Annotated in this window: 3 protein-coding genes; all 3 read right to left on the reverse strand. The window is 56.6% G+C overall.

Going from position 1 to position 2,498, the window contains the following annotated elements; translation table 11 throughout:
- Positions 1-328: 328 nt before the first annotated feature.
- Genes DWX63_RS10970 through DWX63_RS10980 form a run of 3 tightly spaced genes read right to left on the reverse strand, consistent with a single transcriptional unit; the run spans position 329 to position 2,321 of the window.
- Positions 329-1,042 (reverse strand): GntR family transcriptional regulator, encoded by a 714-nt coding sequence (locus tag DWX63_RS10970; protein WP_117843727.1) that lies wholly within the window; start codon positions 1,040-1,042, stop codon positions 329-331.
- Entirely contained in the window at positions 1,027-1,794 is a 768-nt protein-coding gene (locus tag DWX63_RS10975) for a GntR family transcriptional regulator (protein WP_117763892.1), read from the reverse strand. Before DWX63_RS10975 ends, DWX63_RS10970 begins: the two co-directional genes overlap by 16 nt.
- A gap of 35 nt (positions 1,795-1,829) precedes the next feature.
- Positions 1,830-2,321, reverse strand: coding sequence for a hypothetical protein (locus DWX63_RS10980; RefSeq protein ID WP_117636071.1), 492 nt, complete (start codon positions 2,319-2,321; stop codon positions 1,830-1,832).
- Positions 2,322-2,498: the final 177 nt, after the last annotated feature.

Raw genomic sequence — 2,498 nt, forward strand, 5'->3', positions numbered from 1 at the left:
AGGTAGCCCTCCTGGTCGAAGTGCATGATCTCGATCTTCTCGGTCTCCTTCATTCCCGCTCCTTTCACGAGCAGTTTGAATTGTCACACGGCCCGGACGGGCTTACCGTCCCGTCGCACCGCCTAACCTTGTGGTCATCTTGGCCCCAAGCTCAACAATTCAAAGGTTCTTAATACCAGTGAACGATTACAGGTTAGCCGTTTTTAATACCGATTTTTCGATTTCATCCTCCCCTCTCGGTAGACGGTCAGTTTTTGCCGCCCATCGGTCAAGCGACATATGGCCATAAAAGACGAGCGCCCTGCCGTACACAAGGACGCTCTGAACACTAATAGTTGTAGGTATATCCGCCGGCATCGCCGCGGGTAAAAGACTTGGCACACTCGATAACCTGTCCACTCGAGTCATAGGTCAGGCATTCCAGCACGAGGGCCAGGTCGCCCGGCTCAAGATCGAGCAAACTCGCATCGCGTGCGCCCAGCGCCTCAATATCGAGCTTCTCAATCGATTTATCTGGCTTTCGGCCCAACATGTCATAGGTCTCATACAGGCTGAAAACCGATATGTCCACGTCTTCGATGCCAGGGAACAGCAGACACGGGATCAGCGTCATCTCGATCGACACGGGTTCACCATCAATGCAGTTAAGACGGCGCACCGAGTAGAGCAGATCGTCCTCGCCGATACCAAACAAGTCGGCATAATACGGGCCGGCATAGCGTTTGGAGCGCGCCAGGATGCGCACCGACGGCGTCGCGCCCGAAGCTAAAACCGACTGACGGAAGCCGCCCTTGCGAGCGTGCTCGTCAAACCACTTGTGCCCCACAAAGGCGCCCTTGCCCTGCACGCAACGAATCTGGCCACTTTTGACCAGCTCATCCATGGCGCTGCGGATGGTCAGGCGCGTCGTGCCAAACTCCTCGGCCAGCTCATTTTCGGACGGAATCATCGAGCCCGTCGGATAGTCACCGCGCTCGATTCGCTCCGCAATGCAGCGGCGAATTTGCTTGTAAACCGGCAAGTCTTCTACTGCCTCAGCCATTCGACACCCACCTTCGTCGCAACGCCGTCTGCCTCACCGTTATCGGCAAATCGATACTTGGTCGGCAGGGTCACGGACTTGCAATACTCGACAAAGCCATCGTTCTCATCGCGCTCGTGCGAAGCCTTATAAAACACCGGGGCGCCCTCCTGGGCATCCAGCAACTTGGCCTCGTCGGCGTTCAGACGGCTGATGGAAATATGCTCCTTGCCGTGCGACACGCGGACATTCCCCTCTTTGAGCAAAACGTCGTAGAGGCTCTCCTGCTCGAAATCGTGATCGGGAAGCGAGGGACACAAAGACAGATTGACGTATGCCGTCTCGATCGACGCCGGGGAACCATTGACCACGCGCACGCGCCGAATGCAGAAGAGCGGCATGCCCAGCTCGATTTGGGCCTTTTGGGCCAGGTCGATATCGGCGTACACGACCTTGGAGCATACCAGGCGTGCGGTTGACTTTGAGCCGACCCTCTCCACCGCCTGCGTATAGTTCCACGTTTCCTGAAAGATGTTCAGCGGTTTGGGCGGGCACACATAGGTGCCCGAACCGCGGCGGCTTTCCAAGGTTCCGCACGAAATGAGACGCGTGATCGCAGCGCGCAACGCCGTGCGGGACACGCCCAGCTCTTCACAGAGCACGCGCTCGGCGGGCAGCCGGTCGCCACCCTGCAGGTCATAATGGTTGATATACCAAAGAATGCCCTCAAAGGCGCGATCTTTGGGCGGAATCGCATATGGTTCACTCGACATGGGTAAGGCTCCTCGACCGCTTGATGCTGCGGGCATCATTGCTCCGAACGCCCCATGGCGTCGAAGGCTTCTTTGATCTGTTCCGCAACGTTCCGATACGACCGATATAGGCCGCAGTCTCGCTTGACTTCGCCCGCAGTCACAGGAATCTCAAGCTTCGAAATCTCATCCTCGCCGGTTTGCACGGCAACGACGACACCCATACCAAGGCACATGTTACGCTTGGCGGCATTGTTTTTGGTAGCCTGAGCTGGGTTAATCAAAATCTGCTGAGCGAGCTCTCGATTGCTGAGCTGCGGCACATCCTCGGGATTTCCGGTCTCGACAATCTCGCATTGCAGCACATCCGCGTAGTCAAAAATCCTCGGGGTCGCGCCGCGCTGATGCACGGCCCACTTGCGACGCGTGGCATCCTGGTAGATAGCCGGCAAAAACGTAAAGCGCGGCGGGTCCAAAATCGTGTCCGTGATGGTAAACACATCGGGATCAAAGGCATCCTGCGGGTTTTTCTTCTTGAACAGCCCCATATCAGACTCCCGTACTAACACTTAACAACTCGAGCTAAATATAGCACCAATTTCAAGTCGCCGCTTTAGCGCATCGGTGCATGGCATCTATAGCTCGCCCAGCGGGAAATACACAGACGAGACCCGGGGCGGGGTGCTTGGTTTTGAGAAGTGGGCTTCGCGAACTTCCAAAACCAA

Origin of the sequence: Collinsella sp. AF20-14LB (genome assembly GCF_003459505.1) — a bacterium.
GTDB lineage: Bacteria > Actinomycetota > Coriobacteriia > Coriobacteriales > Coriobacteriaceae > Collinsella.